General features: G+C 73.3%; 17 protein-coding genes and 3 tRNA genes. 7 read left to right on the forward strand and 13 right to left on the reverse strand.

The annotated features are described in order from the left end of the window. Nucleotides 1–47: 47 nt before the first annotated feature. Both sigJ and ACFVSN_RS24335 read left to right on the forward strand, forming a co-directional pair. Nucleotides 48–959 carry an RNA polymerase sigma factor SigJ gene (sigJ, locus tag ACFVSN_RS24330; RefSeq protein ID WP_380500188.1) on the forward strand — a complete coding sequence of 304 codons (912 nt, stop codon included), beginning with the start codon at nt 48–50 and terminating at the stop codon, nt 957–959. Nucleotides 960–1048: 89 nt separating this feature from the next. Then, the gene (locus ACFVSN_RS24335) at nt 1049–2128 is read left to right on the forward strand and encodes an NAD(P)/FAD-dependent oxidoreductase (protein WP_380500187.1); all 1080 of its coding nucleotides are present in this window, start codon (nt 1049–1051) and stop codon (nt 2126–2128) included. Nucleotides 2129–2248: 120 nt separating this feature from the next. Here the strand turns inward: ACFVSN_RS24335 and lepA are convergent, their stop codons facing one another. Further along, nucleotides 2249–4117 (reverse strand): translation elongation factor 4, encoded by a 1869-nt coding sequence (lepA, locus tag ACFVSN_RS24340; protein ID WP_380444782.1) that lies wholly within the window; start codon nt 4115–4117, stop codon nt 2249–2251. Between the two features lie 214 nt (nt 4118–4331). On the opposite strand from lepA, the gene ACFVSN_RS24345 reads away from it, so the two are divergent. Next, on the forward strand, nt 4332–4637 hold the full coding sequence (locus tag ACFVSN_RS24345; RefSeq protein ID WP_380444781.1) for an antibiotic biosynthesis monooxygenase family protein: 306 nt from the start codon (nt 4332–4334) through the stop codon (nt 4635–4637). 199 nt (nt 4638–4836) lie between these two features. Beyond that, a complete protein-coding gene (gene rpsT, locus ACFVSN_RS24350; protein ID WP_218205877.1) occupies nt 4837–5106 on the forward strand; it encodes a 30S ribosomal protein S20 in 270 nt (89 codons plus the stop codon). 346 nt (nt 5107–5452) lie between these two features. Here the strand turns inward: rpsT and holA are convergent, their stop codons facing one another. Continuing rightward, a complete protein-coding gene (holA, locus tag ACFVSN_RS24355) occupies nt 5453–6451 on the reverse strand; it encodes a DNA polymerase III subunit delta (protein WP_380444780.1) in 999 nt (332 codons plus the stop codon). A gap of 83 nt (nt 6452–6534) precedes the next feature. Here holA and ACFVSN_RS24360 point away from each other — a divergent pair, with 83 nt between their 5' ends. The 3 genes from ACFVSN_RS24360 to ACFVSN_RS24370 all read left to right on the forward strand — a co-directional run bounded on the left by ACFVSN_RS24360 (nt 6535) and on the right by ACFVSN_RS24370 (nt 10444). Continuing rightward, nucleotides 6535–6828: a hypothetical protein gene (locus tag ACFVSN_RS24360; protein WP_380444779.1), complete on the forward strand. Its 294-nt coding sequence runs from the start codon at nt 6535–6537 to the stop codon at nt 6826–6828. Nucleotides 6829–7113: 285 nt separating this feature from the next. Further along, the gene (locus ACFVSN_RS24365) at nt 7114–8523 is read left to right on the forward strand and encodes a M14 family zinc carboxypeptidase (RefSeq protein WP_380444778.1); all 1410 of its coding nucleotides are present in this window, start codon (nt 7114–7116) and stop codon (nt 8521–8523) included. 283 nt (nt 8524–8806) lie between these two features. Next, nucleotides 8807–10444 (forward strand): alkaline phosphatase family protein, encoded by a 1638-nt coding sequence (locus ACFVSN_RS24370; RefSeq protein ID WP_380444777.1) that lies wholly within the window; start codon nt 8807–8809, stop codon nt 10442–10444. 330 nt (nt 10445–10774) lie between these two features. On the opposite strand, the gene ACFVSN_RS24375 is transcribed toward ACFVSN_RS24370, so the two are convergent. From ACFVSN_RS24375 to rsfS, 11 genes are all read right to left on the reverse strand, one after another. Then, nucleotides 10775–13408, reverse strand: a complete 2634-nt coding sequence (locus tag ACFVSN_RS24375; RefSeq protein WP_387956564.1) for a ComEC/Rec2 family competence protein — start codon at nt 13406–13408, stop codon at nt 10775–10777. Nucleotides 13409–13450: 42 nt separating this feature from the next. After that, entirely contained in the window at nt 13451–14179 is a 729-nt protein-coding gene (locus tag ACFVSN_RS24380) for a helix-hairpin-helix domain-containing protein (protein WP_387956565.1), read from the reverse strand. Nucleotides 14180–14603: 424 nt separating this feature from the next. Continuing rightward, nucleotides 14604–15467, reverse strand: coding sequence for a DegV family protein (locus ACFVSN_RS24385; RefSeq protein ID WP_380446147.1), 864 nt, complete (start codon nt 15465–15467; stop codon nt 14604–14606). 158 nt (nt 15468–15625) lie between these two features. After that, nucleotides 15626–16462: a hypothetical protein gene (locus tag ACFVSN_RS24390; RefSeq protein ID WP_380500177.1), complete on the reverse strand. Its 837-nt coding sequence runs from the start codon at nt 16460–16462 to the stop codon at nt 15626–15628. Nucleotides 16463–16892: 430 nt separating this feature from the next. Beyond that, entirely contained in the window at nt 16893–19823 is a 2931-nt protein-coding gene (gene leuS, locus ACFVSN_RS24395; protein WP_387602034.1) for a leucine--tRNA ligase, read from the reverse strand. Between the two features lie 308 nt (nt 19824–20131). After that, nucleotides 20132–21436 carry a hypothetical protein gene (locus tag ACFVSN_RS24400; RefSeq protein WP_380446144.1) on the reverse strand — a complete coding sequence of 435 codons (1305 nt, stop codon included), beginning with the start codon at nt 21434–21436 and terminating at the stop codon, nt 20132–20134. Between the two features lie 222 nt (nt 21437–21658). After that, nucleotides 21659–21731, reverse strand: a tRNA-Ala gene (locus ACFVSN_RS24405). 220 nt (nt 21732–21951) lie between these two features. Further along, nucleotides 21952–22024: transfer RNA gene (locus ACFVSN_RS24410), tRNA-Ala, on the reverse strand. Between the two features lie 43 nt (nt 22025–22067). After that, nucleotides 22068–22140: transfer RNA gene (locus tag ACFVSN_RS24415), tRNA-Ala, on the reverse strand. 179 nt (nt 22141–22319) lie between these two features. After that, nucleotides 22320–22967: a histidine phosphatase family protein gene (locus ACFVSN_RS24420; RefSeq protein WP_380446156.1), complete on the reverse strand. Its 648-nt coding sequence runs from the start codon at nt 22965–22967 to the stop codon at nt 22320–22322. Next, a complete protein-coding gene (gene rsfS, locus ACFVSN_RS24425) occupies nt 22964–23422 on the reverse strand; it encodes a ribosome silencing factor (protein WP_380446143.1) in 459 nt (152 codons plus the stop codon). The genes ACFVSN_RS24420 and rsfS overlap by 4 nt, the downstream gene beginning before the upstream one ends. Nucleotides 23423–23440: the final 18 nt, after the last annotated feature.

Genomic DNA, 23440 nt, shown 5'->3' on the forward strand with positions numbered 1-23440 from the left:
CTCACCCGGCCTTCGCTTTCCCCGTGCGGACCGCTACCTTTGGGCCCGTGATCGACGAGGAGGCCCCGGACGCGTTCGAGGCGAACCGACGCTACCTGGGCTCGGTCGCCTACCGGCTGCTCGGCACGTTCACCGACGCCGAGGACGTCCTCCAGGAGGCCTGGCTGCGCTGGCGGGCCGCCGACCGCGCCGCCGTCGCCGACCCACGGGCGTTCCTCACCACCGTCGTCACCCGGCTCTGCTACGACCAGCTCGGCTCCGCCCGGGCCCGCCGCGAGTCCTACAGCGGCGAGTGGCTGCCCGAGCCGTCCGTCTCCTACGCGAGCGCCCCCGACTCCCCCGCCGAACTCGCCGAACGCGGCGAGTCCGTCTCGCTCGCGCTGCTCGCCGTCCTGGAACAGCTCACCCCCGCCGAGCGGGCCGCGTTCGTGCTGCACGACGTCTTCGCGGTCGGCTTCGACGAGATCGGCGACTCGCTCCACCGCACCCCCGACGCCGCCCGCCAGCTCGCCTCCCGGGCCCGCCGCCGGGTCCGGGACGGCGGCCGCCGCGCGAGCGCCGACCGGGCCGAACACCGGCGCGCCGTCGAGGCGTTCGCCGCCGCGGCACTCGGCGGCGACCTCCAGGGGCTGATGGCCGTCCTCGACCCGGACGTGGTGTGGACCGCCGACGGCGGCGGCATCGTCCGCGCCGCCGCCCGCCCGGTCCGCGGCGCCGACAAGGTCACCCGCCTGATCGCCGGCTCGGTCGCGAAGTGGTTCACGCCGGAGCTGCGGCTCGCCCTCGCCGAGGTCAACGGCGAACCCGGCATGGTCTGGTACGACTCGACCACCGGAGCCGTCGCCGGCGTGCTGGCGTTCACCGTCGCCGACGGCCTGATCACCGGGACGTACGTCGTGGTCAACCCCGGGAAGCTCACCCACCTCGGCCCCTTCGAGGGGCTGAGCAGCGGGGCGTGACGCAGGTCACTGTCACACCCCGTCCGGCTGCGTCGTCCCCTTGCCGAACCGCGCTGAACGACAGCGCACCTCGCAGGGAGGCGGACGAGATGAGCAGCACCACCACCGAGAAGCGGATCGTCGTCCTGGGCGCCGGCTACGCCGGACTCAGCACCGCCAAGGGCGCCGGCCGGCACCACGCCGTCACCCTCGTCGCGCCCGAGGAGCGGCTCCTCCACCGCGTCCGCCAGCACGAGACGGCGGCCGGCGGCGGGCGGGACTGGCCCGCCATCGCACGGCTCGCGCGCGGCCGGCGCATCGAGCACCGCCGCGCCAGGGCCGTCGGACTCGACCTCGACGGCCACAAGGTCCAGCTCGACGACGGCACCGTCCTCGGCTACGACACCCTCGTCTACGCCCTCGGCAGCCGCACCGCCTGGCACGACGTCCCCGGCGCCGCCGAGCACGCCTACGGCGCCGAACGCGCCGCCGAACTCGACCACCGCCTGCGCGACGCCGGCGAACCCGGCACCCTCGCCGTCGTCGGCGGCGGCGCCACCGGCATCGAGCTCGCCGCCGAGCTCGCCGAGGCCCACCCCCGGTGGCGGGTGCGGATCGTCACCGCCGGCCGGGTCGGCGGCATCTACTCCCCCAAGGGCCGCGCCCACGTCCGCCGCGTCCTCGACCGGCTCGGCGTGGCCGTCCACGAGGACGCCACCGTCACCGAGGTCACCCCCACCGGGCTGCGCACCACCACCGGCCCGGTCGACGCCGACGTCACCGTCTGGGCCGCCTCGATGGAGCCGCACCCGCTGGCCGCCGCGGCGGGACTGGCCGTCGACGACCGCGGCCGGGCCCTGGTCGACGAGTACCTCCGGTCGGTGTCCCACCCGGACGTCCACGTCGTCGGCGACGCCGCCGCGGTGACCGTCCCCGGCACCGGGACCCTGCGGATGGGCTGCGCCACCGCCCTGCCGATGGGCCAGTACGTCGGCAAGCTGCTCGACGGGCGCACGGACGGGCCCTTCGCGTACAAGTACGTCGCGCAGTGCCTGAGCCTCGGGCGGCACGACGGGATGCTCCAACTGGTCCGCGGGGACGACTCGATGCGGCCCACCGTGCTCACCGGGACGGCGGGGCGGCTGGCCAAGGCCGCGATCGTCGCCGGGGTGCTCGGCGCACTGAAGTGACCGTCCCCGGACGGGAGCAGAAGTGACCCTCCCCGGACGGGAAATGACCGTCCCCGGACGCGCGGAAGGGCCCGGAGCACGATCGCTCCGGGCCCTTCCGCCGCTGCTACTTCTCTTCCGTTACTTCTTTTCCTTGGGGGCCTCGGCGTCGGTGGACAGCGCGGCGATGAAGGCCTCCTGCGGGACCTCCACGCGGCCGACCATCTTCATCCGCTTCTTGCCCTCCTTCTGCTTCTCCAGCAGCTTGCGCTTGCGCGAGATGTCACCGCCGTAGCACTTGGCGAGGACGTCCTTGCGGATCGCGCGGACCGTCTCGCGGGCGATCACCCGGGAACCGATGGCCGCCTGGATCGGCACCTCGAACTGCTGGCGGGGGATGAGCTTCTGCAGCTTGCCCGCCATCATCACGCCGTAGTTGTAGGCCTTGTCCTTGTGCACGATCGCGGAGAACGCGTCGACCGCGTCGCCGTGCAGCAGGATGTCGACCTTGACCAGGTCGGCGGTCTGCTCGCCGATGGGCTCGTAGTCGAGGGACGCGTAACCGCGGGTCTTGGACTTCAGCTGGTCGAAGAAGTCGAAGACGATCTCCGCGAGCGGCAGGGTGTAGCGCAGCTCGACCCGGTCCTCGGAGAGGTAGTCCATGCCCTGGAGGCTGCCCCGGCGGGACTGGCACAGCTCCATGATCGCGCCGACGAACTCGTTGGGCGCGAGGATCGTGCCGCGCACGACCGGCTCGTACACCTCGGCGATCTTGCCGCTCGGGAACTCGCTCGGGTTGGTGACGGTGTGCTCGGTGCCGTCCTCCATGATCACCCGGTAGACCACGTTCGGGGCGGTGGAGATCAGGTCGAGGTTGAACTCGCGCTCCAGGCGCTCCCGGATGATCTCCAGGTGCAGCAGGCCGAGGAAGCCGCAGCGGTAGCCGAAGCCGAGCGCGACCGAGGTCTCCGGCTCGTACACCAGGGCGGCGTCGTTCAGGCGCAGCTTGTCCAGGGCGTCGCGCAGCAGCGGGTAGTCCGAGCCGTCCAGCGGGTACAGGCCGGAGAACACCATCGGGCGCGGGTCCTTGTAGCCGCCGAGCGGCTCGGTCGCGCCCTTGTGCATCGACGTGATCGTGTCACCGACCTTGGACTGCCGGACGTCCTTCACGCCGGTGATGATGTAGCCCACCTCGCCGACGCCGAGGCCGTCGGCGACCTTCGGCTCGGGCGAGATGACACCGATCTCCAGCAGCTCGTGGGTCGCGCCGGTGGACATCATCGCGATGCGCTCGCGCTTGGTGAGCTGGCCGTCCACGACACGGACGTAGGTGACCACGCCGCGGTAGGAGTCGTACACCGAGTCGAAGATCATCGCGCGGGCCGGGGCGTCCTTGACGCCGACCGGGGCCGGGATGGTGTTGACGATGTGGTCCAGCAGGTCCTCGACGCCCAGACCGGTCTTGGCGCTGACCTGGAGCACGTCGGAGGGGTCGCAGCCGATGATGTGCGCGATCTCGGCGGCGTACTTCTCCGGCTGGGCGGCCGGCAGGTCGATCTTGTTGAGCACCGGGATGATCGTGAGGTCGTTCTCCAGCGCCAGGTACAGGTTGGCGAGGGTCTGCGCCTCGATGCCCTGGGCCGCGTCGACCACCAGGATGGTGCCCTCGCACGCGGCGAGGGAGCGGGACACCTCGTACGTGAAGTCCACGTGGCCGGGGGTGTCGATCATGTTGAGGATGTGCGTCGACCCGGTGTTCGGCCCGGTCTTCGGCGCCCACGGGAGGCGGACCGCCTGCGACTTGATGGTGATGCCGCGCTCACGCTCGATGTCCATGCGGTCGAGGTACTGGGCACGCATCTGCCGCGGGTCGACGACGCCGGTGATCTGCAGCATCCGGTCTGCGAGCGTCGACTTGCCGTGGTCGATGTGGGCGATGATGCAGAAGTTGCGGATCAGCGCCGGGTCGGTACGGCTGGGCTCTGGCACATTGCTGGGGGTCGCGGGCACCTTGGTCCGATTCTCCGTTGGTCCGGGGCCGGGGGCGTCCGGGTCATCGCTGACCGGCTTCCCGGGGGGACCGGACAGTCTCGTCCGATCGAAATAGTTCCTCCCATCCTCCCACGACCCCGGCGCGGGCCGCCGTTCGGTCCGGCCCGGGTCGTTCGTGGGGGTGCGGAGCAGGCCTTCCCGCCCGGACCGAGCGGCGACAGGATGGCGTCCCATGATCCTGGAAAGCGCCCTGCTCGACGTCCTGCCCGGCCGGGAGGACGAGTTCCTCGCCGCCTTCGCCGAGGCCCGGCCGCTGATCGCCGTCCAGCGCGGCTTCCGCTCGCTGCAGCTGCGGCGCTGCCTCGACGAGGGGCGCGGCTCGCGCTTCCTGCTCCAGGTCGAGTGGGAGACCCTCGCCGACCACACCGAGGGCTTCCGCGGCTCCGCCGAGTACGAACGCTGGCGGGACCTCCTGCACCGCTTCTACCGGCCCTTCCCTGAGGTCGAGCACTACGGCGAGCCGGTCCTCGACGCGTAGCTCGGTGCGCGGGCGGTCGGGATGCGGCCAGCCGGACGTGCGGCCGGCCGGGGTGCGGCGCTCCGGCCGGTTTGGGGCGGGCGGCGGGCCCCTGGTAGCGTAGTCAGCTGCACCTGGCCTCGGCATGCCCTCTCAGCTGGTCCGACGGCCCGAAGGTGCAACCCGTTCAATACCTTTTAGACAAGACTGAGGCTCCTTCGTGGCGAACATCAAGTCCCAGATCAAGCGCAACAAGACCAACGAGAAGGCGCGCCTGCGCAACAAGGCCGTCAAGTCCTCGCTGAAGACCGCTCTGCGCAAGGCCCGTGAGGCCGCTGCCGCCGGCGAGACCGAGAAGGCCGTCGTGCTGGCCCGCGCCGCCTCCAAGGCGCTGGACAAGGCCGTGAGCAAGGGCGTCATCCACGCCAACCAGGCCGCCAACAAGAAGTCGGCCATCACCAAGCGCGTCAACACCGCCGTCCAGGCCTGACGCCACCGGGGGCCACCGGCCCCCGACGCCGCAGGGTGACCCGGCCCTCTACCCGGACCCCTGAGGCGCGCGAGACTCGCACCGCACGCGGCCTGCGTTCGCCACGCGGGTGCGGTGCACACAGCACTACGGCAGGCGCCGTGACCCCCCTCTTCTCCAGAGGCCGGTCACGGCGCCTGTCGCGTTGGGCCCATGCGGGCGGTGGGAGTGACGCCCCCGGGGGCGCGCGGGAGCGTGGGAGCGTGCGGGGGCGCGGGGGCTTTCGAGGCGCCCCTGGCCGCGCTCGTCGGTACGGCCCAGTACGGCTCAGTACGGCCTAGGGCGGCCCAGGACGGTCTAGGACGGCTCAGTACGACGGACGGCTGCCCGCCCGGGCCGCTCGGGCCACCGCGACCACCGCGCGCTCCAGGGCGAAGGCCGGATCGTCCGACCCCCCCTTGACCGCGGCGTCCGCCTGCGCGATCGCCGTCAGCGCGACGGCCACGCCGTCGCCCGTCCAGCCGCGCATCTGCTGGCGGACCCGGTCGACCTTCCACGGCGGCATGCCCAGCTCGCGCGCCAGGTCCCCCGGGCGCATGTTCCGCCCGGCGCTCGCCAGCCGCCCGATGCTGCGCACGCCGGACGCCAGCGCGTAGGTGATGCCCGTCGGCGGCTGCCCGACCGCCAGCGCCCAGCGCAGCCGCTCCAGCGCCTCCGCCGCCCGGCCGGTGACGGCCAGGTCCGCCACCTCGAAGCCGGTGGCCTCGGCCCGGCCGCTGTAGTAGCGGGCCACGACGGTCTCGTCGATCGTGCCCTCGACGTCCGAGGTGAGCTGGCTGCACGCGGCAGCCAGCTCGCGCAGGTCGCTGCCGAGCGCGTCCAGCAGGGCCTGGCAGGCCTCCGGCGTCGCGGAGCGCCCCAGCGTGCGGAACTCGCCCTTGACGAAGGCCAGCCGCTCGCTCGCCTTCGCCAGCTTGGCGCAGGCCACCTCCCGGCCGCCCGCCTTGCGCCCCGCGTCCAGCAGGCCCTTGCCCTTGGCACCGCCCGCGTGCACCAGCACCATGATCACTTCTTCGGCCGGGGCCTCGATGTACGCCTTGACCTCCTTGACGGAGTCGGCGGAGAGGTCCTGGGCGGCCCTGACCACGATCACCTTGCGCTCGGCGAACAGCGACGGCGTCGTCAGCTCGGCCAGGCTGCCGGGCTGGAGCCCGCCCGGCGGGACGTCCCGCACGTCGGTGTCCGGATCCGCCGCCTTCGCCGCCGCCACCACCTGGGCGACCGCGCGGTCGAGCAGCAGCTCCTCCTGGCCGACCGCGAGGGTCAGCGGGGCGAGCAGGTCGTCGGGTGCACTCTTCCTGGCCATCCCCACCAGCATCCCACGGAGCGCGGACAGCCCCGGCCGGACCTGGGCGACGGCACCGCCCGGCGGACCTGGAGAATGGGCCGGTGACCGAAGACCTCACCACCGACCAGCCGGACGTCGACGACCCGCACGCCCGGCAGCTGCTCGTCCTGCCCGACCGCGACGCCGCCGACGAGGCCGCGGAGGAACTCAGCGCCACCCAGCCCGATCTCGGCGAACTGGAGGTCGTCCGCGACGCCCTGGCCGGCGAGGACGACGCCGAGGACGCCCAGTGGCTGGTCGTCGTCGAACCCCCGGAGGACGGGTGGACCCCGGCCAGGCTGCGCGCCCTGGACGCGCTCGCCGCCGAGTACGAGGGCTGGCGCGAGGAGGGCTGACCACACCCCGGCCGGCTCGACCGCCTGGGCGCCCGGGGCGACTTGCACGCTCTGGCGGACTTGACCGTTCCGGCGGACTTGACCGCCCTGGCCGCAACGGAAAACTCCCCGCCGGGAGTTGACGGGCGGTCGGGGCGGCGCTTTGCTTCATGGACGGTGGTGGTGGCGTGCGGCGCACTTGATGTCATGCCCCTGACATAAACGCTTGGCACTCCCTGCTTCCCGTTCCCCGCCCGCTCCACCACCCGTCCCCCACGCGACACCCCCACGACTTCGGAGGCCCCCATGGCCAGGAAGCGTTCCATCGCCCTCGCGGCCGGCACCCTCGCCGCACTCACCGCGCTCGCCCTCACCGCCGTGCCGAGCGCGACGGCCCAGAACACCCACCGGTCCGGCCCCGGGAACGTCTTCGTCTACCGCATCCCCACCCACACCGCGGCAGACGCCCAGACGCTCACCGGCGCAGGCTTCGACCTGCTCGAACACCGGCAGGGCGACGACCTGTTCGTCCTCGGCGACGCCCGCGACGGCACCCGGCTGCGACTGCTCGGCTTCACGCCGACGGTCGAGCGGACGATGCCCGACCCGGCCCAGGCGCCGCTCCAACTCCGTCCCAGGAGCGGCCAACTGGCAGCCGGCGACCCGAACGAGACGTACGACGGCGGCTACCACACCGTCAACGCCCACTACGCCCACCTCGACCAAGTCGCCTCCCAGCACCCCGACCTGGCGACCGTGGTCACCTACGGCCAGTCCTGGCGCAAGCAGAACGGCCGGCCCGGCGGCTACGACCTCAAAGCCGTCTGCATCACCAAACGGACCGGGAACGACTGCTCGCTCTCACCGAACTCGGCCAAACCCCGCTTCTTCCTGATGAGCCAGATCCACGCCCGCGAGATAACCACCGGCGAAATGTCGTGGCGCTGGATCGACCACCTCACCGGCGGCTACGGCACCGACCAGGACGTCACCGCGCTCCTCGACTCCACCGAACTCTGGGTCGTGCCGATCGCCAACCCCGACGGCGTCGACATCGTCCAGCAGGGCGGCGACAACCCGCTCTACCAGCGCAAGAACGCCGACGACTCGAACGGCTCCGCCTGCGACTTCTCCGGCCAGATCGGCGTCGACCTCAACCGCAACGCCGGCACCCACTGGGGCGGACTCGGCACCTCCCCCGACCCGTGCTCCGAGATCTACCTCGGGCCGCAGGCCGACTCCGAAGTCGAGAACACCGCCCTGGAAGGGCTGTTCCGCAACCTCTACCCGGCCGTGCGCGGCCCCGGCGACACCGACCCCGCCCCGGCGGACACCCGCGGCATCATGATCACCCTGCACAGCGACGCCAGCATGGTCATCTTCCCGTGGGCCCACGACCACACCGTCCACACCGGCAACGACGCCGCGCTGCGCGCCCTCGCCGGCAAACTCGGCACCCTCACCAACTACCAGGCCGGCCAGGCCGGCGAGATTCTCTACGACGCCGCCGGCGGCACCGACGACTGGGTCTACGACAAGCTCGGGACCGCCAGCTTCACCATCGAGGTCGGCGACAGCGACTCCCGCGGCTGCTCCGGCTTCATGCCCGCCTACTCCTGCCAGGACTCCTACTTCTGGCCCAAGATGAAGACCGCCCTGATGTACGCCGCCACCCACGCCCAGGCCCCGTACACGACCACGGCGACCGACGGCTGAACCGCCCCACCCGCCCCACCCCCGGCCGCGGCGTTCCGGACTCCCCGGAACGCCGCGGCCGGCCCCATTCGGACCGAGGACATTTCCGGCTGCCCGTTCATTGACGGTGCATGTTCACCAATTCCGTTGACCGTGAGTCCACTTGGTGAGATTCGCCGAATTCTCGAATTTCTCCGCCGAGGAGTCCGACGCTGTTCATTCCCCGGCCGCCGCCGGTATACCGGGGCCTCCCACCCTATGAGCGCACCGCCGCAGCCACCTTCCCCCTCGACAGGAGTCTTCCGTGACCCGTCGTTACGTCCGGCTCGCCGCCACCCTCGGCGCCGCCGGAGTGCTGGCCGGATCCACCGTCGCCCAGGCAGCCGCCGCCGAAGAGGGCCGCGACGCCCACGCCAAGCACGTGCTGCTGGTCTCGGTCGACGGCCTGCACCAGTCGGACCTCGCCTGGTTCGTGGCCCAGCACCCCCAGTCCGCGCTGGCCCGGCTGGTCGGCGGCGGTGTCGAGTACACCCGCGCGAGCACCACCAACCCCTCGGACTCCTTCCCCGGCATGGTCGCGCAGCTCACCGGCGGCGGCCCGGGCACCACCGGCGTCTACTACGACGACACCTACAACGCCGAACTGCTCCCGGCCGGCACCACCGACTGCGAGAACGCCAAGCCCGGCGTCGAGATCGACCTCACCGAGGACCTGGACAAGAACCAGGACTCGATCGACGCCGGCCAGGGCCTCGCCGGCCTGCCCGGCTCCATCCTGCAGATGACCGGCCGGCCGCAGACGCTGATCAACCCGGCCAAGCTGCCGGTCGACCCGGACACCTGCCAGCCGGTCTACCCGCACTCCTACCTCCAGGTGAACACCGTCTTCGAGGTGGCCCGCCAGGCCGGCCTGCGCACGGCCTGGTCGGACAAGCACGCCGCCTACGACATCCTCAACGGCCCCTCCGGCGAGGGCATCCAGGACCTCTTCACCCCGGAGATCAACAGCAAGGCGACCGGGTACAGCGGCGACTGGACCAAGGACAACAAGGCCACCCAGCAGTACGACTCGTACAAGGTGCAGGCCGTCCTCAACGAGATCGACGGCTACGACCACAGCCGCGCGGAGAAGGTCGGCACCCCGGCGGTCTTCGGCCTGAACCTCCAGTCCGTCTCCACCGCGCAGAAGCTCAACAGCTCCGACGGCCTCCAGGGCGGCTACGCCACCAAGGGCGTGCCCGGCCCGCTGCTCGCGAAGAGCCTGGAGTTCGTCGACCAGCAGATCGGCGCCCTGACCGCGGAACTGCGCGCGCAGCACCTCGACGGCTCCACCACGATCATCCTGTCGGCCAAGCACGGCCAGTCCCCGACCGACCCGACCGCGCTCAACCGGATCGACGACGGGCCGCTGCTGGACGGCCTCAACGCCGCCTGGAAGGCCGCCCACCCGGGCGCCGGCAACCTCGTCGCCCACGCGGTCGACGACGACGGCGTGCTGCTCTGGCTCAACGACCGCTCCGACGCCGCCACTGGGTTCGCCAAGAACTACCTGCTGGCGCAGAGCGGCAACGGCGTCGACATCAACGGCAAGGCCCGCCCGTTCACCCGGAGCGGCATCGAGCGGATCTACGCGGGCGACGAGGCCGCCGACCACTTCGGCGTCGACCCGGGCGACCCCCGGGTGCCGGACGTCTTCGGCGTCGCGCAGTACGGCGTCGTCTACACCGGCGGCAGCAAGATCGCCGAGCACGGCGGGGCCCACGCCGACGACCTGAACGTGCCGCTGGTCGTCTCCGGCGCGGGCACCCCGGGCGGCGTCCGCGAGGACGAGAAGGTCGAGACCAAGCAGATCGCGCCGACCATCCTGAAGCTGCTCGGCCTCAAGCCGAACGCCCTGGAGGCCGTCCGCGAGGAGCACACCCGGGTCCTGCCGGTCCGCTGACCGCCGGACGGCGGAAGCCGCCCGCCGGCCTCCGATGACCCACCCCGAGCGGCCGCACGCCAGGCGCGTGCGGCCGCTCGGCCACATCCGCGGTCCCATTCGCCGCGCCGCCAGGGCGTCCCCCATGTGGCGAAAGGCGGTCGGGGCTGGGGGCCTCCACCACTTTCCCTTTTCCCGGCGGCGCGCTCCGGGCAGGCCCGGAGCGCGCCGCAATCGTTCCCCGGGCCCCGCCCCGCCCGCCCCCATCCTCCCTCCTCCCCCCCCACCCCATCCCCCAGACCCCTGACCCACCACCCCGGGGGATGGAAGGAGAGCGAGGAAGGCGGGCCGTCAGATCGGCGGGGCCCGCGGGGTCCGCGGGCCCCGGCCGGTCCGGGACTCGGCCGAGTCGGCCGGGTCGGCCGGGTCGGCCGCGCCGTGCGCGCCCGCCTTGTGCGCTCCGTGCGCGCTCTGCGGGTGCACGGCCACGCCGAGGGTGGCCGGGGAGTCGCCCGTGACGGCGATGTCCCCCGACCGATCGGTGCGCAGCACCGTCGCGCCGAGCCCGCGCAACCGGTCCAAAGTCCGCGGGGACGGGTGCCCGTACGAATTGCCCTCGCCGCACGAGATCAACGCCAGCCTCGGTCGCAAGGCGTCGACCAGGTCCCAGTACTGATGGGCGGACCCGTGGTGCGCCACCTTCAGGACGTCCACGCGCCCCAACCGCCCCGACAACGCGGCCTGCGCCGGTGGCTCCAGATCGCCCAGCAACGCCATCCGCACCCCGCCGCCCACCGTCACCACCATCGCGACGCTCGCGTTGTTGGCACCCGACGCCTCGACGTCCGTACCCGCACCCGGCCAGACCACGTCCCACGCCAACTCCGCTCCCGCCGAGCGACGTTCACCCCGCCTGGCGCGAATCAGCGGCACGCCCGCGCTGGCCGCCCACCCCGCCACCCGGGCCGCCTCGCCCGGGGGATCGTCCAGCGTGGTGCTCTCGATCGCACCGACTCTGCGCCCCCGCAACACTCCGGGCACGCCCTCGACGTGGTCAGCGTGAAAGTGCGTCACCAAAAGCAACGGCACGCCCGTAACGCCCAAGTCCCGCAGGCACCGATCGGCCGCGTTCGGATCCGGCCCCGCATCGACCACCACCGCACTGCCCGGCGCATCCGTCCGCAGCACCAGCATGTCTCCCTGCCCGATGTCGCACATCACCATCCGCCACCCGGGCGGCGGCCAGCCCGTGGCGATCCGGCTCAGCACCGGTGGGCGCAGTAGCACCGTGATCAGGACCACCAGCAGCACACCGGCCACCAGCGCCCGCACCCATCGCCGCCGGGGAGGACGCGCACCGGGCTCCGCCCGCCGGGGCAGCAGCAAGGGCGCCGCCCAACAGGCCGCCAGCGTGGCCAGCCCGACCGTCACGACCCCGAACCACCCACCGGGCCAGGCCAGTTGTCCACCGGGCAGCTCGGCGCCCCGCCGCGCCACCAGGGCCAGCCAGCTCGCCGGCACCCCGGCCGGCTCCGCGAGCAGCCGGGCCAGTGCCGGGGAGAGCGGCTGCAGCACGAGCACCCCGAAGCCGAGCAGCGTCGCCGGGGCCACCGCCAGCTCTGCCAGCAGGTTGCACGGGATCGCGACCAGGCTGACGTGTCCGGACAGCACCACCGTCACCGGCGTGCACAGCGCCTGGGCCCCCGCCGTCGCCGCGAGGGCGCCCGCCAGGTGGTGCGGCCAGCGCCGGGACCTCAGCGCCTCGGCCCAGTGCGGCCCGAGGACGAGCAGCCCCGCGGTGGCGAGCACGGAGAGCAGGAAGCCGTACGACCGCGCCAGATAGGGATCCAGCAGCACCAGGACCAGCACCGCCCCGGCGAGCGCGGGCACGGCCTGCCGGGGACGGCCGGTGGCAAGCGCGAGCATGCCGATCAGGCCTGTCCCCGCCGCCCGCAGCACGCTGGGCTCCGGTCGGCAGATCGTGACGAACGCCAGTGTGAGCGCCGTCCCGAGCAGGGCGCTGGTGCGCAGCGAGAGGCCCAGCAGCGCCGCGAGCCCGCGCCGTTCGGGCGTGCCCGCCTGGCCCGGGGCGCCCAGCAGGACGCCGAGGACGATCGCCAGGTTGGCCCCGCTCACGGCCACCAGGTGCACGAGGTCGGTGGCGCGGAAGGCGTCCAGGAGGTCGTCGGAGAGCCGCGAGGTGTCCCCGACGACGAGCCCGGGCAGGAGCCCCCGCGCGTCCGGCGGGAGCCCGTCGCTCGCCGTCCGCAGTCCCTCGCGCAGTCGCCCGGCGATCCGCTGCGGCAGACTCGGCGGCGCGAGCAGCCGGGGCTCGCCCCGGGCCACCAGCAGTGCCGCGGCCTCCGTGTCGTACCCCTCCCCCGCCGGCCTGACCTCGGCCTCCACCGCGAGCCGGGCGGACGGGAGCAGCCCTTGCCACGGGCCGGCGTCCTGGCCCCGCACCATCACCGTGACCGGTGTCCGGGTCTGGACGGCCCGCTCCCCGGAGACGGTGACGCGGTCCACCACGGCGTCCAGCGTGAGCACGGACTGCCCGCCGGTCGTACCGCCCCGGAACGCATGGGACTTGGGATCGCCCACGACGGTCAGTTCGACCTCCACGCCCCGGACCGGCTCGCCCGGCTGACGCGGCGGACGGTGCTCGGCCGCCCGGGCGAGTCCCGGCAGCGGTCCGCGGTGCAGGTCGGCGGTGTGCAGGAGCGTCGCGGAGGCCGACGCCGCACCGGTGAGCAGGATCGCGGCCAGCGTCGTCGCCGCGCCTCCCCGGCGCAGTGCTCCCGGCCGGGCGAGCATCACGGCACCCGCGGCGGCGGCCGCGCCGGCGAGCCAGTAGAACACGGCGTCGTGCCCCGGCGCCCGCCCAAGGAGCGCCGCTGCGACCACCCAAGCGGCGACCGCCGGGAGCAGCAGCCGGAAGTCGGTGCGGGCGGTGTGAACGGACGAGGTCTGGTCGGTGGCGGACACGGCGGTACCTCCCTTCGGCGGGACGGGCTGGTGGACGGGACGTCAGAGGGTGAGCAGCGGGCGGAGTTCCGCATACGTCCGCGCGCCGATCCCGCTGACCTGCCGAAGCTGGTCGAGCGTGCGGAACGAGCCGTGCGACGTGCGGAACGCGAGGATGCGCTGGGCGAGGGTCGGGCCGACACCGGGGAGGGTGTCGAGCTGTTCGAGGGTGGCCCGGTTGAGGCTGACGGACTGCCTGGACGGGACGACCGAGGGCGGCCCCGGGCCGGGTCCGGCGGCGACGCCGGGGTCCGTGCCGGGCGGGGGTGCCGGTTCGCCGACACGGATCTGTTCGCCGTCCGTCAGCACCCGGGCCAGGTTGAGGCTCCGGGTGTCCGTCTCCGGCAGCGGACCTCCCGCCGCCCGAAGGGCGTCGGCCACGCGCGAGCCGCCTGGCAGCGTGTGCAGTCCTGGCGTGTGGACCCGGCCTCCGACGTCCACGACGACGACGGGCTCGACGGCGGGCGGCGGCGCCGGCCCGGGCGGACCACCCTCCGCACTCGACTCGGCCGCCCCGGACGGGAGCGGCTGCATCGACGTCACCGGCGCCGCCGAGCCCGCCGTCAGCGCCGGCACCGCGACCGCCTGCGGCCGGGCCAGCCAGAAGTGCTGCACGGCGTACCCGACCGCGAACAGGAGCAGGACGGCCAGCCCCACCACCGCCCGCCGGTCCAGGACCATCGCCGGCCCGAACCGGAACGGCACCCGGTGGCCGCCTTCCGGCGGCTCCACCTGATCGGGCCCACCCCGAGGCTCACCCGAGGGCGCGCCCACCGAGCCCACCGCGCCGACACGCGAAACGGACTCCGCGGGCGGCGCCCCTGCGGCCGCAGCCTCTCCGACCCCCGCACCAGCAGCCGTACCGGCAGCCGCACGCGCAGGGGCTCCTGCCACAGTCGTCAGCGGCAACGCGCCCGCCCCCGGCAACACGGCCGCCATCCGCAACCGGACGGTCTCGTTGATCTCGTGGCGCTTCGCCGCGCCCAGGCCCATGCTCGTCATGCGGAGCACGCTAGGAGTCCGCGATCGAACGCGCGGACATTACCGAAAGCCTGTGGATAACACGGGAGTTGTGGATAAATCAGCTAGCCCGGAAGAGTGATGGCGCACCCATCACATTGACACCGCCCCCTGCACTCCCCTGCACCTCACGCCCCTACACCACCGGCGGGACCACCACCGGCGACACCACCACCGCCAGCAGCCCCGGCCCGACGTGCGCCCCGATGACGGCCCCCACCTCGCCGACGTACAGCTCCCGCAGCCCCGGCACCCGCCCCCGCAGCCGCTCCGCGAGCGGCTCCGCCCGGTCCTCCGCCGCCAGGTGGTGCACGGTGATGTCGACCGGCCCCTCCCCGGAGCGCTCCACCGCGATCTCCTCCAGCCGCGCGATCGCCCGCGAGGCCGTCCGCACCTTCTCCAGCGGCTCGATCCGCCCGCCGTGCAGGTGCAGCAGCGGCTTGACGGCCAGCGCCGAGCCGAGCAGCGCCCGCGCCGCGCCGATCCGGCCGCCGCGCCGCAGGTGTTCCAGGGTGTCGACGTAGAAGAAGCCGCTGGTCCCGCCCGCCCGCCGGGTCGCGGCACCGGCCGCGCCGGCCAGGTCCTCCCCCGCCGCGATGGCCTCGGCCGCCGCCAGCACCCCGTACCCGAGGGCCATGCCCACGAGCCGGCTGTCGACCACCTCCACCGGGACCGGCGCCTCGGCCGCCGCCAGCCGGGCGGCCTCCACCGTGCCGGAGAGCTCGCCCGAGATGTGCACCGAGACGATGCCCCGGGCCCCGGCCTCGGCCGCCGCGCGGTAGGCCGCCGCGAAGGACTCGGGGTTCGGCCGGGAGGTCGTCACGCGCTGCTTGCCGCGCAGCGCCTCGGCGACGTCCTTCGGCGAGATCTCGACGCCCTCGGCGAGAACGGCGTCGCCGACCGCGACGCTCAGCGGGACCACCGTGATCCCGTGCCGGTCGAGGGCCTCCTGCGGCAGATAGGCCGTGGAATCCGTGACAAGGGCGAGGTCGGAGGGCATGAGGCGGAGGTTACTCCCCGTTCGGCCGGGATGACAGCGCCCGCCGTCCGGCACCCGTGCGGCACCGCGGCGGCACTCGAACAGCCCCGCGCGACGACTCGAACGGCAGCCCCGGCAGGCGCCCCCGAACGCCGACGGCGGTCGGCGCCGCCACCGGATCAGCCCGCCGAGGAACCGGCCGAGGGCCCCGCGGACGGCTTCCGCAGCCGCTGCGCGATCTTGGCCAGCGGGTCGCCGAGCCCGAGCAGGTCCTCGGCACTCGGCCGCCCCTTCCCGTCGGTGAGCCCGGCCCGGGGAGCCGACGCCCGCCCGGCCGCCCCCGCCGAACCGGCCGGAGCGGAAGCCGAAGCAGAAGCCGAGCCAGAACCAGCACCCGTACCAGAAGCAGCACCCGCACCAGCGCCGGCACCCGACGTGGACCCAGCAGCAGAACCCGCCCCCGCACTGTCCCAGTGCCGCAGCGCCCCCGCCTCGCTCTCGCACTCCTGGCCGAGCCGGCTCAGCTCGTCCTCCGCGAAACGGTGCATCCGGTCCTGCGCCGCCCACCGCATGGTCTCCGCGGAGTGGGTGATCCGCTTGGCGCGCTCCCGCAGCTCGGGCAGCTTGGCCGCGATCCGCCCGGTGTCCGGCTCACGCTCCAACACGCGCAGTTCGCCGTCGAGTTCGGCCGCGTGGGCGTCCAGCCGGGTCAGCAGGGCGAGCGCCTCGCCGAGCTGGCCGTCCTGGGCTAGGCCGGACTCCAGGACCTGCCGGGTGCCGTCGAGCGAGGTGCGCAGGCCCAGCCGGACGGCGGCGATCTGCCCCTGCGGGCCGGGCTTGGCGAAGGTCTTGGCCTTGAGCGTGGCGTTCTCGACCGCCCGCCGGGCGTTGGCCTCGTGGCGCTCGACCTTGGCGGCGACGGCCTTGGCCGCCTTGACGGTGCCGACGACGGCCAGCACGACCACCGCGATCCCGATGAGCAGGGCCAGTCCGAGCATCACGCCGAGCACGTCCATCACGAGCCACCTTCCGCCACCGGGCCGACCGCCGCCGGTCCGACCCCACCGATTCGACCCCTCGGGCCAACGCGGGCCGCCCCGCCGAGGGTTCCACGGTAGCCGCCGAACCGGCCCCGGGGGCAGGCCGAACGGGCCCGGACGCCCGAGATCAGGGACAGATCGGGGATCCCCCGGAAGGCCCGCACGCCACCCGGAAGGCCCGCGCCCCCACCCCAGGGGGGTCCCCACCCCGGAAAGCCCGCACGCCACCCCGGCCGCCGCCGAGAACGAGCCCCGACAAGAACGAACCCCGCCGAGAACGAACCCCGCCGAGAAGCGAGCCCCGACGAGAACGGGCGGGCGCCCCGAAGGACGCCCGCCCGCACGAGCACGGACTCAGGAGAGCCCCTCAGCCCGTCACCTCATCACCCCGTCACCCCGTCGCTCGTCACCCCGTGACGATGTTGACCAGCTTCGGCGCCCGCGCGATCACCTTGCGCACCGGAGCGTCCCCGATCGCCGCGACGACCGCCGGGTCGGCCAGGGCCAGCGCCTCCAGCTCGGCGTCCGAGATCGTCGGCGCGACCTCCAGCCGGGCCTTGACCTTGCCCTTGATCTGCACGACGCAGGTCACGGCCTCGTCGACGACGTACGCCGGGTCGGCGACCGGGTAGTCGGTGTGCGCCAGCGAGTCGCCGTGGCCCAGCCGGCGCCACAGCTCCTCCGCGACGTGCGGGGCCAGCGGCGCGACCAGCAGCACCAGCTGCTCGGCGACGGCCCGCGGCGTGGAGCCGCGCTTGACCAGGTGGTTGTTCAGCTCGATGGCCTTGGCCACGGCCGTGTTGAAGCGCAGCCCGGCCATGTCGCCGCGGATGCCGTCGATCGCCTTGTGCAGCGCGCGCAGCGTGGCCTCGTCGGCCGGCTCGTCGGTGACGACCAGCTCGCCGGTCGACTCCGAGACGACGTTGCGCCACAGCCGCTGCAGGAAGCGGTACGAGCCGATGACGGCGCGGGTGTCCCACGGGCGGGAGACGTCCAGCGGGCCCATCGACATCTCGTACAGGCGCAGCGTGTCGGCGCCGTACTCGTCGGCGATGTCGTCGGGGGCGACGGCGTTCTTCAGGGACTTGCCCATCTTGCCGGCCTCGCGCTTGACCGGCTCGCCCTGCCAGAAGTACGTGCCGTCGCGCTCCTCGATCTCGGCGGCGGGCACCGGGAAGCCGCGCTCGTCGCGGTAGACGTCGGCGGTGATCATGCCCTGGTTGAACAGCTTGTGGAACGGCTCGACGGACGAGACGTGGCCCAGGTCGTGCAGCACCTTGTGCCAGAAGCGCGCGTACAGCAGGTGCAGCACCGCGTGCTCGGCGCCGCCGACGTACAGGTCGGCGCCGCCGGCCGGCTTGGTGGCGGTCGGGCCCAGCCAGTAGCGCTCGTTGGCCGGGTCGACGACGGCCGCGCCGTTGGACGGGTCGACGTAGCGCAGCTCGTACCAGCACGAACCCGCCCAGTTGGGCATGGTGTTGGTCTCGCGGCGGTAGCGCTTGGGCCCGTCGCCCAGGTCCAGCTCGACGTTGACCCAGTCCTCGTTGCGGGACAGCGGCGTCTTGGGCGAGGAGGTGGAGTCGTACGGGTCGTAGGTGTGCGGCGAGTAGTCGTCGACCTCGGGCACCTCGACCGGCAGCATCGACTCGGGCAGCGCGTGCATCACGCCGTCCTCGTCGTAGACGATCGGGAAGGGCTCGCCCCAGTACCGCTGGCGGCTGAACAGCCAGTCGCGCAGGCGGTAGTTGACGGTGCCCTCGCCGATGCCGCGCTCGGCCAGCCAGGCGGTGGCGGCGGCCTTGGCGGCGACGACGCTCAGTCCGTCCAGGGACAGGTCGCCCTGCTCCCGGGCGGAGTTGACGATGACGGAGTCGTACGTGTCGAACGCGTCGTCCCAGGTCGACGGGTCCTCGTCGCGCCCGTCGGTGGGCTTGACGACGCAGCGCATCGGCAGCGCGAAGGCCCGGGCGAAGGCGAAGTCGCGGTGGTCGTGGGCGGGGACGGCCATGATGGCGCCGGTGCCGTAGCCCATCAGCACGTAGTCGGCGATGAAGACCGGGACGGGCTGTCCGCTGACCGGGTTGACGGCGTGGGCGCCGGTGAAGACGCCGGTCTTGACCTTGGCCTCGACCTGCCGCTCGACGTCCGACTTGGCGGCGGCGGCCGCGCGGTAGGCGGCGACGGCCTCGGCGGGGGTGGCGGCGCCGCCGGTCCACTCGGCGGGGACGCCGGCGGGCCACTCGGCGGGCACGATGGTGTCGACCAGGCCGTGCTCGGGGGCCAGGACCATGTAGGTGGCGCCGAACAGGGTGTCGGGGCGGGTGGTGAAGACGGTGATCTTCTCGCCCTCGCCCTCGCCCGCACCCTCGCCCGCGCCCGCGCCCTCGCCCGCACCGATCGCGAAGTCGACCCGGGCACCCTCGGAGCGCCCGATCCAGTTGCGCTGCTGCAGCTTGATGGCCTCGGGCCAGTCCAGCAGGTCCAGGTCGGCGATCAGCCGGTCGGAGTAGGCGGTGATCCGCATCATCCACTGGCGCAGGTTGGACTTGAACACCGGGAAGTTGCCGCGCTCGGAGCGGCCGTCCGAGGTGACCTCCTCGTTGGCCAGCACGGTGCCCAGGCCGGGGCACCAGTTGACCGGCACCTCCTTGGCGTAGGCCAGGCGGTACTCGCCCAGGACCTCGTCGCGCTCGGCGGCCGACAGCTGCGACCAGGCGCGCCCGCCCGGCACCTCGCGCGAGCCGGACTCGAAGGCGGCGACCAGCTCGGCGATCGGACGGGCCTTGCCGGCGTCCTCGTCGTACCAGGAGTTGAAGATCTGCAGGAAGATCCACTGGGTCCAGCGGTAGTACTCCGGGTCGATCGTGGAGATCGAGCGGCGCGGGTCGTGGCCCAGGCCCAGCCGGCGCAGCTGCTGGCGCATGTTGGCGATGTTGGCCTCGGTGGAGACCCGCGGGTGGGTGCCGGTCTGCACCGCGTACTGCTCGGCGGGCAGGCCGAAGGCGTCGTAGCCCAGCGTGTGCAGCACGTTGTGGCCGGTCATCCGCTGGTAGCGGGCGTAGACGTCGGTGGCGATGTAGCCCAGCGGGTGGCCGACGTGCAGGCCCGCGCCCGAGGGGTACGGGAACATGTCCATGATGAAGCTGTGCGGCTTCGCGGCGACGTCGCCCGCGGCCGGGTCGGCCAGGTCGCCGGCCGGGTTGGGAGCGTTGAAGGTGCCTTCCTTCTCCCAGATGTCCTGCCAGCGGGACTCGATCTCCGCCGCCAGCGCGGCGCTGTACCGGAACGGCTCGGTCGCGGGCTCGGCCGCGCCGGACGCAGGGGTCGTCTCGCTCATGGTCCTTCAAGCTCCATCGATGTCAGTTGGCGAACCGCGCACGTGAACCACCGCGCACGTGAACCGTGCACGGGGTCGTGTTCGTGGACCGGACGCGGGGACCGGGCACGTGCACCCCGGACGCGGCGGGCCGGGTACCGGAAGACCCCGGACCGGACCGGAAACGGGGCGGAAAACAAAAAAGCCCCTCGCAGGAGGGGACGCCACGCCGACTCCGGCACCGCCCGAGGGCGCAGCCGGTCCTGGTCAGCGCGGCCGGCTAAGGAGCAGGCGCACGGTTCGCATGGGCTCAGGGTACCGCAAGCGGGTCAGCGCGCTCCCGGGGATACCGCGCGCCCGGCCGCGTCGAAGTCGCGCAGCGCCCGCGCGACCCGCTCGGACTGCATGCCGGAGGCGAGCGTGCGGGCGGCGGCGGCGGTGCGGGCGGCCTCCCGTTGGTCGCCGAGGCGGCGGTGGGTCTCGGCCAGCCGGACCATGAGCAGCGCCTTGGCCCGGGCCCGGCCGGGGCCGAGGCCGGCGACGGCCTCGGCGAGCAGGGTCTTGGCCTTGCGGTGGTCGCCGAGGAACAGCCGGCCCTCGCCCACCATGCCGGCGAGGTCGGCGCGGGCCTCCTCGGTGCCGGGCAGGCCTTCGAGTTCGGCGAAGGCCCGGTCGGCGGCCCCGGCGGCCTCCTCGGCCAGGCCGCGGCGCCCGTAGGCGCGGGAGATCCGGGCGAACTGGCGGGCCCGGCCGGGGGCGCCGAGGGCGTGGCCGTGCGCGTCGAGGGCGGTGGTGAGCGCGGCGACGGCGTCCAGTCCGCGCCCGCCCGCGCCCTGGGTGGCGAGCACGACGAGGCCGCCGAGCACGAAGACACCGAGCCGGGCGTCGCCGCTGACGTGGGCGGCGCGCAGCGCGGCGACGAACGCCCGCTGGGCGGCGGCATCGTGGCCGAGGTCGTAGGCGGCCCAGCCGGCCAGCCGGGCGAGCCGGCTGGCCTGGCCGTAGAGGTCGCGGCCGAGCCGTTCGTCGTAGGCGCCGAGTTCCAGGAGCTTGGCCACCATGGCGAGTTCGGCGCGGCAGGGGCCGAGGACGAGGCCGCCGCCGCAGGAGCGTTCCAGCCGCTGCTTGCTGCGGTAGGAGAGGCCGAGTTCGCCGACGAGTCCGGGGTCGACGCGCAGCGCGCCCTCGCCGCCGCCGACGGGCGGGGGCGGGGAGGAGAGCCGTTCGGCGGCCTGGTCGAGGTCGGCGCTGCGGAAGAAGTCGGTGAGGCGGACGGGCCCGGCGTCGGTGGCGGCCTCGCGCAGGGCGGTCTGGGCGGTGTCGGCGGTCCACGGGTCGGTGAGCAGCCTCGGCGAGAGGATCTTGGCGCCGCGGTGGCCGCCCATGCGGCCCCAGAGCTGCTCGTAGGTGACGGCCATGCCGAGCGTGCGGCTGAGCACCTCGCACACGGTCTGGTCGTGCGGGCTGCGCGGCACCATGCCCCGGTCGCGCCACTTGTAGGGGGCGGTGGAGCTGATGGCCAGGCCGGGCGGCAGGGCGAGGCTCACCTCGCGGGCGAGCCGCTCCGGACTCCAGCCGAGCTGGTGCAGTATCCGGGCCAGTTCCTCGTTCCGCCTTCGCTCCAGATCGGCCATGGCACGACGGTAGCGGTCCTTCCGGGTCCCGTGCCGGTGGCATGCACAGTCGAGTGGCGTACGGCGGGGCGCACGAAGCCTGAACGGCAGGGCGCGCGAAGCCCGAACAGCAGGGCGCGCGAAGCCAGGTCGGCGGGGCGCACCGAGGCGGACGGCAGGGCGCGCGGGGTCCGCAACGGCCGAGGGCCGCTTCCCGATTCGGGAAGCGGCCCTCAACTTCTGTGGAGCTATGGGGAATTGAACCCCAGACCTCTTGCATGCCATGCAAGCGCTCTACCAACTGAGCTATAGCCCCTTGACCTGCGATGTCACCGGGGTTTCCGTCCGGTTTCCCTCGGCGACATCGACTACTTTACACGGTCACGGGGGTGCTCCCCTAATCCGTTTCCGCGGCCGCCCCCGAGCGGGCCGGATGACGGCACGTCCGCAACACGCGGGGCCGGCAACAACAACCACAGCAACCCCGGGAAACACAAGAGGCCGCCACCCGGTGGGTGGCGGCCTCTCGGCGACTGTGGAGCTATGGGGAATTGAACCCCAGACCTCTTGCATGCCATGCAAGCGCTCTACCAACTGAGCTATAGCCCCGCGACACGTGCGGCACCGGCCAGGCCGGACCACTGGTGCGGAGTGGAGCTATGGGGAATTGAACCCCAGACCTCTTGCATGCCATGCAAGCGCTCTACCAACTGAGCTATAGCCCCGCACTCACCGGATCTCCCGCTTCCCTTCCGGGCCGCGTTCCTTCCCTGCGAACGAGGAAGACTCTAGCTGGTCAGGCCCGGAACTGCGAAATCCGCCCCTGCGAGCCACCTGCGGGCAACCTACGAGTCCCTCCCGGGCCCCGCGCTCCCGCTCCCGCTCCGCATCCCGCCGCCGACACTCAGGTGTCGTCGCCGATGACCGGCTGCGGGAGCGTGCCCGCGTTGTGCTCCAGCAGGCGCCAGCCGCGCGCCCCCCGGCCCAGCACCGACCAGCAGCAGTTGGACAGCCCGCCGAAGCACTCCCAGAGCGCCGGCTCCAGGCCGAGCAGGCGCCCGAGCATGGTGCGGATCGTCCCGCCGTGGCTGACCACGACCAGCGTGCCGCTCTCCGGCAGCTTGTCGACCGCCTCCAGCACCACGGGCACCGAGCGGTCCGCGACCTCGCTGGACAGCTCGCCGCCGCCGCGGCGCACCGGCTCGCCGGCCGCCCAGGCCGCGTACTCCTCGGGGTAGCGGGCCCGGATCTCGGCGTTGGTCAGCCCTTGCCAGGAGCCCGCGTACGTCTCCCGCAGGCCCTCGTGGTGCTGCACGTCGAGCCCGGTGATCCTGGCGAGCTCGTCGGCGGTGCGCCTGGCCCGCTTGAGGTCGGAGGAGATCAGCAGGTCGGGGCGGAGCCCCGAGAGCAGCCGGGCGGCGCGCTGCGCCTGCAGCACGCCGTGGCCGGTCAGCTCGATGTCGGTCGTGCCCTGGAACCGCGATTCGAGGTTCCAGGAGGTCTGACCGTGGCGCCAGAAGACGATGCGCGGGCCCCGCGCGGCCGGGCTCAGAACTGCTCCTCGGGCTTGCCGAAGTCGTCGGCCGGGGCGACGGCGTTGCCGGCCTCGTCGGTGTGGGCGTCCGGGCGGTTGCGCGAGGCGATGGCGTCCTCGGGCAGCGGCAGCTCGGGGCAGTCCTTCCAGAGCCGGTCCAGCGAGTAGAAGGAGCGCTCCTCGGAGTGCTGGACGTGCACGACGATGTCCAGGTAGTCGAGCAGGATCCAGCGGCCGTCGCGCTCGCCCTCGCGGCGCACCGGCTTGATGTCCAGCTGCTCGCGCAGCTGGTCCTCGATCTCCTCGGCGATGGAGCGGACCTGGCGGTCGTTGTTCGCGGACGCGATCAGGAAGGCGTCGGTGATCGACAGCACCTCGCTGACGTCGAAGGCGATGATGTTGTGCGCCAGCTTGTCGGCCGCCGCCTGGGCGGCGACGGTGATGAGCTGCTGGCTGTGGTCGGTGACGGTCACGGTGTACTTCCGGGTCGG

It is taken from the genome of Kitasatospora sp. NPDC057904, assembly GCF_042887925.1.
In the GTDB taxonomy this organism is placed as follows: domain Bacteria; phylum Actinomycetota; class Actinomycetes; order Streptomycetales; family Streptomycetaceae; genus Kitasatospora.